Annotated in this window: 6 protein-coding genes and 1 pseudogene; all 7 read right to left on the bottom strand. The window is 41.3% G+C overall.

The features are described 5' to 3' along the window. Positions 1–285 precede the first annotated feature (285 nt). Positions 286–1,350, bottom strand: a complete 1,065-nt coding sequence (recA, locus tag AC075L_RS07215; RefSeq protein WP_022381059.1) for a recombinase RecA — start codon at positions 1,348–1,350, stop codon at positions 286–288. A 171-nt stretch (positions 1,351–1,521) separates the two neighbouring features. Then, a complete protein-coding gene (glgA, locus tag AC075L_RS07210; RefSeq protein ID WP_008704084.1) occupies positions 1,522–2,970 on the bottom strand; it encodes a glycogen synthase GlgA in 1,449 nt (482 codons plus the stop codon). Positions 2,971–3,023: 53 nt separating this feature from the next. Further along, positions 3,024–3,830 carry a sporulation transcription factor Spo0A gene (gene spo0A, locus AC075L_RS07205; RefSeq protein ID WP_008704085.1) on the bottom strand — a complete coding sequence of 269 codons (807 nt, stop codon included), beginning with the start codon at positions 3,828–3,830 and terminating at the stop codon, positions 3,024–3,026. A gap of 213 nt (positions 3,831–4,043) precedes the next feature. After that, positions 4,044–5,267: a SpoIVB peptidase gene (spoIVB, locus tag AC075L_RS07200; RefSeq protein ID WP_270434165.1), complete on the bottom strand. Its 1,224-nt coding sequence runs from the start codon at positions 5,265–5,267 to the stop codon at positions 4,044–4,046. 154 nt (positions 5,268–5,421) lie between these two features. Then, complete coding sequence (gene recN, locus AC075L_RS07195; protein WP_118521356.1) at positions 5,422–7,113, bottom strand: DNA repair protein RecN; 1,692 nt, start codon at positions 7,111–7,113, stop codon at positions 5,422–5,424. A gap of 87 nt (positions 7,114–7,200) precedes the next feature. After that, complete coding sequence (argR, locus tag AC075L_RS07190; RefSeq protein ID WP_476387450.1) at positions 7,201–7,656, bottom strand: arginine repressor; 456 nt, start codon at positions 7,654–7,656, stop codon at positions 7,201–7,203. Between the two features lie 18 nt (positions 7,657–7,674). Beyond that, a pseudogene (locus AC075L_RS07185) lies at positions 7,675–7,986 on the bottom strand (NAD(+)/NADH kinase); the annotation flags it as partial.

The raw sequence follows: 7,986 nt of genomic DNA, 5'->3' as shown, positions 1-7,986 counted from the left end.
ATAAGTTCTGGCATATCGTTCATCATCTATATATCCATAGGCTTCAACATATGTCAGAGCATGATCAACCGCCTGACTGGTAAATCCCGCCTGACGCAATTTCTCTCTCAATCCCTTCTCCGTCCGATCCATATGTTCTCAAGAGACGCATGGCTTTACGCCTTGCGTCTCTGTATTCTTCAGGTTCTTCCGTTAAATTTTTCTGTTGTTTCTGTACAGTCTGTCTCTTTAAAGCCTCTGCATTCCTGAGAAATTCTCTCAGATCTCCGGATGAATTCCCCATGATCACTCCTCAGAAGCATCCGGTGCATCACCTGTTGCCGGCACCGGCTCTTTGGCCTGTCCTTCTTCATCCGGAAGAAGATGATAATGGATTCTGACTTGCTTCTCAATCTCATCACAGATATCTGTATGCTCTTTCAGGAAAATCTTCGCATTTTCACGTCCCTGTCCGATCTTATCTCCGTTATATGCGTACCATGCACCGCTCTTATTTACAATTCCGCATTCCGCTGCCAGATCAAGAATATCTCCCTCTTTGGAAATGCCGGTTCCGAACATAATATCAAATTCTGCCTGTTTAAACGGCGGAGCCACCTTATTCTTCACAACTTTGATTCTGGTGTGGTTTCCCACCATCTCACCGCCCTGTTTCAATGTCTCTACTCTGCGGACATCCATGCGGATAGATGAATAAAATTTCAGAGCACGCCCACCTGTCGTTGTCTCAGGGTTTCCAAACATAACTCCAACCTTCTCACGCAGCTGATTGATAAAGATAACTACACAATTAGATTTACTGATCACTGCTGTAAGTTTACGGAGAGCCTGTGACATCAGTCTGGCCTGAAGACCTACATGGCTGTCACCCATATCTCCATCAATCTCCGCCTTCGGTACAAGTGCGGCAACCGAGTCAACGATCACAATATCCACAGCTCCGGAACGCACCATCGTCTCTGTGATCTCAAGTGCCTGTTCTCCATTGTCCGGTTGTGATATGTACAGGTTATCGATATCTACACCGATATTCTTTGCATAGACAGGATCCAGAGCATGTTCTGCATCAATAAATCCAGCAATCCCGCCTCGTTTCTGCACTTCCGCAACCATGTGAAGTGCAACGGTTGTCTTACCGCTGGATTCCGGTCCGTAAATCTCGATGATACGTCCCTTGGGAACACCACCTACTCCAAGTGCAATATCAAGACTTAAAGATCCGGTAGGGACTGTCTCCACCTGCATATTTGCTCCGGATTCCCCGAGTTTCATGACTGATCCTTTCCCGTAATGTTTCTCAATCTGTCCAAGCGCTGCTTCCAGTGCTTTCTGCTTTTCTTCATTTATCATTAATTTTAATCTCCTTCAGCCCTTTAAGAACTTATGTTCGTTTTCTATTCATTATAGTATTATACTTCCTGTCAAATGTCAAGCTTTTTATTCATCATAACAGTAAAAGCAGGGAATGTGCTTTTTTTACATTCCCTGCTCTTTCGTAGTTTTTAATATTTCTCTCTGTTTCTATTTATCACCAATCAGCCAGTTGTACATTTCTTCATACTGACGTGCGGAATTACCCCATGAAAAATCAGCTGCCATAGCACGATCAACCATTTTATTCCATTCACGTTTCTTATCATAATAGATTCTTTCCGCATTGCGCACTGTTGCAAGCATCTCATGCGCATTGTAGTTTCTGAAAGAAAATCCGTTTCCAGTTCCCTCATATTCATTATAAGGTACGACCGTATCCTTCAGTCCACCTGTTTCTCTGACGATCGGAAGTGTTCCGTAACGGAGACTCATCAGCTGACTCAAACCGCATGGCTCAAATAAGGACGGCATCAGGAACGCATCTGCTGATGCATAGATACGGTGAGACATTTTCTCATCATAATAGATCTGAGCAGATACCTTTCCATGATATTTCCAGTCAAAGTGACGGAACATATTCTCATAACGTTCATCACCGGTTCCAAGAATTACAAGCTGGATAGCATCCTGGCAAAGCTCATCCATCACATATGCGATCAGATCAAACCCTTTCTGATCTGTCAGTCGTGATACAATACCTATCATCATCGTCTTCGGATCTTCCTGCAATCCAAGATCTCTCTGAAGCTGAAGTTTGTTCTTAACTTTCTCTTTTCTGAAAGTTGTTGCATTATAAGTCTTTGTGATATATGGATCTGTTTCAGGATTGAATTCATTGTAATCAATACCATTTACAATTCCACGCAGGCTGTTTGCACGCGCACACATCAGACCGTCCAGTTTTTCTCCATAGAACGGTGTCTTGATTTCCTCTGCATAAGTATTGCTTACAGTAGTGACTGCATCTGCAAACACAATACCGCCCTTCAGATAGTTGGCATCTTTATATGCTTCCAGTTTGTCTGCTGTAAAATAATAATCGGACAGTCCTGTGATATTCTTGATTGTCTGTACATCCCATACACCCTGGAATTTAAGGTTATGTATTGTCATGATCGTCTTGATATTCCAGAAAAATTCATTCTGCTGGAAGCTGTCGTGTAGATATACGGGAACAAGTCCGGTCTGCCAGTCATGACAGTGTATAATATCCGGTCTGAATCCGATAACCGGAAGAACTGACAGTACAGCTTTGGAGAAGAATGCAAATTTCTCCAGATCCCATGTTCCTCCGTCATACGGTTTGGGTCCGCTGAAATAGTATTCATTGTCAATAAAATAAAACTGAATTCCTTCGTACTCCATGTGCATGATTCCTACATAGCAGTTCTTATATCCAAGATCCATATAGAAATGTGTGATATAGTTCATTTTATCTTTCCATTCCTGTTTCATACAGGCATATTTCGGTAAGATCACACGAATATCAAAATATCGTTTATCAAAATATTTCGGCAATGAGCCAGCTACATCTGCCAGACCTCCTGTTTTGATAAATGGTACAGCTTCAGATGTTGCAAATAAAATATTTTTCATGCGAAAAACCCTCCTTGGTAGCCTTTATTGAATAATTATACTCCAAACTATGACTATTGGAAAGAGCGATTTTTATATTCCAGTCTGATTTTATCTGCAATCAGAGCAATAAATTCTGAATTTGTGGGTTTTCCTTTTCCTGTACTGACTGTGTAACCGAATAATTCATCTATTGTGTCCATTTTTCCTCTGCTCCAGGCAACTTCAATAGCGTGTCTGATAGCCCGTTCCACTCTGCTGGCTGTTGTCTGATGTTTCTTTGCAATCGTAGGATACAGTATCTTGGTAATGGAATTGAGCATCTCCATGTCATTAACTGACAGGATGATGGCGTCACGCAGATACTGATATCCTTTAATATGTGCAGGCACTCCAATCTCATGAATGATATTTGTCACGTCTGTTTCCAGATTTCTCACAGGTACCGGATTGTCTTCTGTCCTTTCAGGCTGCCGCCCGATCTGACGTATTCTTCTCTCGCCGGCTCTGCGCACATGTTTGATACGATTAAGCAGCATCTGATTATCGAAAGGCTTCAGGATATAATAATCTGCCCCTAAGTTAAATGCATTTTCTGTAATACGTTCCTGACCGACTGCCGAAACTACGATAAATGATGGGATCTTTTTGAGACTTTTGTCATTGGCAAATTTCTCCATTACTGCCAGTCCGTCCATTTTCGGCATAATAATATCCAGAACCACAACGTCCGGTTCCTTTTCACGTATAATATTACAGATTTCTTCTCCGTTATGCGCTTTTCCCACAAGTTCCAGATCTTTGTCTTCTTCTATTATCTGACCAAGTACTTCCACCATTTTCTCATTATCATCTGCAATTGCCACATTTAATTTTTCCATAAATTTCACTCCTCCCCCATTTTTCAATAAATCTCTTTTCTTTTTCGGTTCATCACATATTATAGAGGAATGCTTACGGAAAAATCAAGACACAGAGGGAAATTTGTCCTATTTTATGTCGACAGTTTTGGTGATTCTTTTTTCTTTATTTTCATTTTTCACAGGCATCTGATATATTTCGACAATAATCAGATTTTTGTTTCATAATCCTGATCATCCATTAATAGAGTTTTCTGTATTTTTCAGCATATTTTCAATAAAGATTCCATATCCGCTGGAAGCATCCTGAACAAATACATGAGTTACCGCACCAATGATTTTTCCATTCTGGATAACCGGACTTCCGCTGAGCCCCTGTACAATCCCTCCTGTAGCTTCCAGAAGTTCTTTATCTGTCACCTTTATCACAAAACTTTTGTTGGTATCTTCATGATTCAAATCTATTTTTCTGATCTCTGCATCATATTCTTTTACCTCGCCATCTGTACTGCAGAGAATTGTGGCTGTTCCAATCTTCACTTCCTGCTTATACGCAGCCGGCATTTTCTTTAAAGTGATCGCATCATCTGCAATCCCTGTGAACTGACCATAAATTCCGTTTCTGCTGTTTGCTTCGATAGTTCCAAGAATATTTCTGTCATCATAGCAGATGTATCCTGCAAGTTCGCCGGGATTGCCTTTACTTCCTTTGTTAATCGCAAGAATCCGGGCTTTATACAAAGCTCCGTTTCGGATATTCAGAAGCTGGGCAGTGTCTATATCACTGATTCCATGGCCAAGGGCACCATAATTACCATTCTGATCTACGTAGGTAAGCGTTCCTATCCCCTGCGTATCATCTCTTACCCAGATTCCAAGTTTATAGTCTCCTTTTTTGTCTTTTACAGGAGTTACAGATACAGGAATACTCTCTCCTTTACGGCTTATCCCCAGTGTAACTTCGCTGCCATCAAGTTCTGAGATGTCATCTATCAGTTCTCTTTTTGTAGAGATTTTTTCTCCGTTAAATGAGATAATGTAATCTCCCTGTCTGATAATATTTCTCGCAGGCTCCTCTGTCTCACCATTCCGATTCTGAATTTCACCGGTGTCAATCACCAGAACACCTTCTGTTTGCATATAAATTCCTATGGTGCTTCCGCTGACATAAATTTCCTGATCATCTGCAGGTGTTACTTTTATTTCTTTAAATGGAATATAACCCAAAAGTTTACAGGGCAGAATATAGCCTCCATCCTGCGAAACAGTAACTGCTTCTTCAAATGTAACAAATGGTGTTGACAAAACTTCTGTGACATCTTCTGTTTTTTTGCCTCTGGAAATCTGAATTTCGTCAGGTATCTTTCTGTCCAGATATCTGTAACCTGATATCAGCATCACCAACAGATCCAGCACAAGACAACAGATGACAAAAAGTCTGTATTTTCTTTTGTTCATTGTTATGCACATCCTTTCATTCTGTATTTATGAAATTCTGTAACTGTGAAATTGCCATAAAACACTTCCCATCACAGCAAATCCGAAAGGTACAAAAATAAGAGAGAACAATCCGTCACAAAGATTATCCTCTCTTAGTATGTGGTCAATTATTTTATTTAAATCTTGTATTTTTTTGTTTCTGTGCCAATTCTTTCATCTCTTTCGCATTCTCAAGAACTGCAGGTGTAATTTCTGCACCACCTAACAGTCTTGCCAGTTCGCGGATGGAATCATGTTCTTTAAGCACATGAATCTGGGTAATAGTCTCAGTTCCCTGCAGATGTTTTTCAATTTCAAAATGACTGTCTGCCATAGCTGCAATCTGCGGCAGATGCGTGATGCAGAGTACCTGATGATGCTGTCCGATCACTGCCATCTTTTCAGAGACTTTCTGTGCAGTTCTTCCACTGATACCAGTATCGATCTCATCGAAGATCAATGTCTCAATCTCATCTCTGTCTGCAAGGATTGCCTTTAATGCAAGCATGATTCGAGACAACTCACCGCCGGATACGATCTGTCCCAGTGGCTTCAGAGTTTCTCCGGGATTTGTAGAAATGAGATACTGGATATCATCGGTTCCATTATCTGTGTAGTTTTTCTTTTTCCGGAAATCAATGGCAAAATTCACATCCAGGAAATTTAAATCCTTCAATCCCTGAATAATCTTCTGCTCAAGCTGTTTACTGTATTCTTTACGGATTTCTGCTAATTCATCCGACTTTTTCTCAAGAATATTTTCCAGTTCTCTGAGACGCTCCTTTAATTCCTGTAAATTTTCTTCATATTTATGTAATTTTTCCAGTTTTTCTTCCTGAAGTTTGCGATATGTGAAAATTTCCTCAATGGTACGTCCATATTTTGCCTTCAGTCCATTGATCAGATCCAGTCTTCTCTCTGTCTCATAAAACTCTCCTTCATCAAAGGTCAGCTCGTCCAGATAAGCGGATAATTCTCTGTTAAAATCATTCAGAAGACCGTCTACAGAAGTAAGTGTCTCTGCAAGAGGTGTAAGCTCCGGATCATACTGTGTTACATGAGAGAATTCCTTTAATGCCTCTCCGACAGTCTCTCCGGCGCCTTCCTTGCTTTCATAGCCTGTGAGATTATGTACAAGCTGCAGGGAGTCAACGATGAGTTTTGCATTGCTCATTTTTCTGTACCGGGCTTCCAGTTCCTCATCCTCTCCCGGCTGCAGATTTGCTTTCTCGATTTCTTTGATCTCAAACTCCAGAAAAGCCAGCTCACGATTTCTCTGCTCCTCATTCATATTCATGGAACCAAGTTCTGTTTTGCATTTGCTGTATTCTTTATATGCCAGAGATACTTTCTCCTTTGCAGGAAGGATTTTTTCTTTTCCATATGCATCCAGGATTGCAAGCTGCTTATCCTGGTACAGAAGTGACTGATGCTCGTGCTGTCCATGGATATCCAAAAGGCATGCAGCAGCGGCCTTCATCTGACCTACAGTACTTGTCTCTCCATTAATCTTGTTGATGCTTCTTCCATCCATGATTTTTCTGGACAGAAGTACCTGTCCATCTTCCGGACAGATATCCAGTGCTTTCAGTGTCTCCAGCGCTTTCTCGTTTTCTACCTGAAAAAGCAGCTCCACAAGTGCATAGGATGCATTTTCCCTTATCATATTTTTAGAAGTTTTTGCACCCAGGATCAGCTGCATAGACCCCAGAAGGATAGATTTACCTGCTCCGGTCTCACCGGTCAGGATATTCAGTCCGGGACCAAATTCCACTTCTATTTCTTCTATCAGTGCAAGATTTTTCACATGCAGATGAGCTAACATTTATTGCCTCCATAATCAAGTCATTTGTAATGTTAAAAGTTCAGGATCGTAACTGCAAAGGTATTGAGCAGTTACTCGTGGGATCACTTATTCAATCTGACAAAACTTCTCAGTTTCTCTGCTGCTCCCAGTGCCATGTCTGCAAGTCTTTGCAGCACACATAATAGTGTCATCACCTGCAATACATCCCAGTATTTCCGGCCATTTCAACGCATCCAGAGCTGCTGCCACGCCCATTGCCATTCCGGAAACGGTTTTGATCACAATGATATTCTGTCCCACATCAATAGAAAGCAGGGTATCTTCCAGTACTCTTGTATATTTTTCTCCAAGACTTCCTGATTCATTATTAATAATTGCATAACGGGACTTTCCGTCCTTTCCTGCCACTTTTGTCAGCTTGAGAGCACGAATATCTCTGGATACAGTCGCCTGTGTCACCTTAAATCCTGCCTCATTAAGTCTGGAGGCCAGCTCTTCCTGTGTATCAATATCATACTGATGAATCAGTTCAATAATTTTCTCATGTCTCGCAACTTTCACCTTATTTCCTCCTGCTGATCAGCTGTCTCTCATCTTCCGGCGCAATACCTCAACAAAACTTAAATGGTTCAGCTTCAGAATCTTTGTCTTTACATCTGCCTGCCGGATCTGAATGCAGTCACCGGTGACCATAGGGATAAATGTATCTCCATCAAAAGATGCGATTCCCTTTTCACAGTCACAGTGTCTTCCTTTTCCTATCTCTACAGTGATCACATCCTGCGCAGGAAAAATAATGCTTCTTGTATTCAGCGTGTGTGGTGCTATGGGAGTCATGATCGTCATGGCGGCATTGGGCGATACAATAGGTCCTCCCGCTGACAGACTGTA

The sequence above is a fragment of the Blautia sp. ZXY-1-B12 genome (assembly GCF_056339915.1).
Note: the sequence above shows the minus strand (reverse complement) of the source record. Positions and strands in the feature narration are given on the sequence as shown.

What these genes read in the sequence shown, in the direction of transcription:
- recA (WP_022381059.1), bottom strand. Translation starts at nt 1,350, where the DNA reads ATGATAAATGAAGAAAAGCAGAAAGCACTGGAAGCAGCGCTTGGACAG.
- glgA (WP_008704084.1), bottom strand. Translation starts at nt 2,970, where the DNA reads ATGAAAAATATTTTATTTGCAACATCTGAAGCTGTACCATTTATCAAA.
- spo0A (WP_008704085.1), bottom strand. Translation starts at nt 3,830, where the DNA reads ATGGAAAAATTAAATGTGGCAATTGCAGATGATAATGAGAAAATGGTG.
- spoIVB (WP_270434165.1), bottom strand. Translation starts at nt 5,267, where the DNA reads ATGAACAAAAGAAAATACAGACTTTTTGTCATCTGTTGTCTTGTGCTG.
- recN (WP_118521356.1), bottom strand. Translation starts at nt 7,113, where the DNA reads ATGTTAGCTCATCTGCATGTGAAAAATCTTGCACTGATAGAAGAAATA.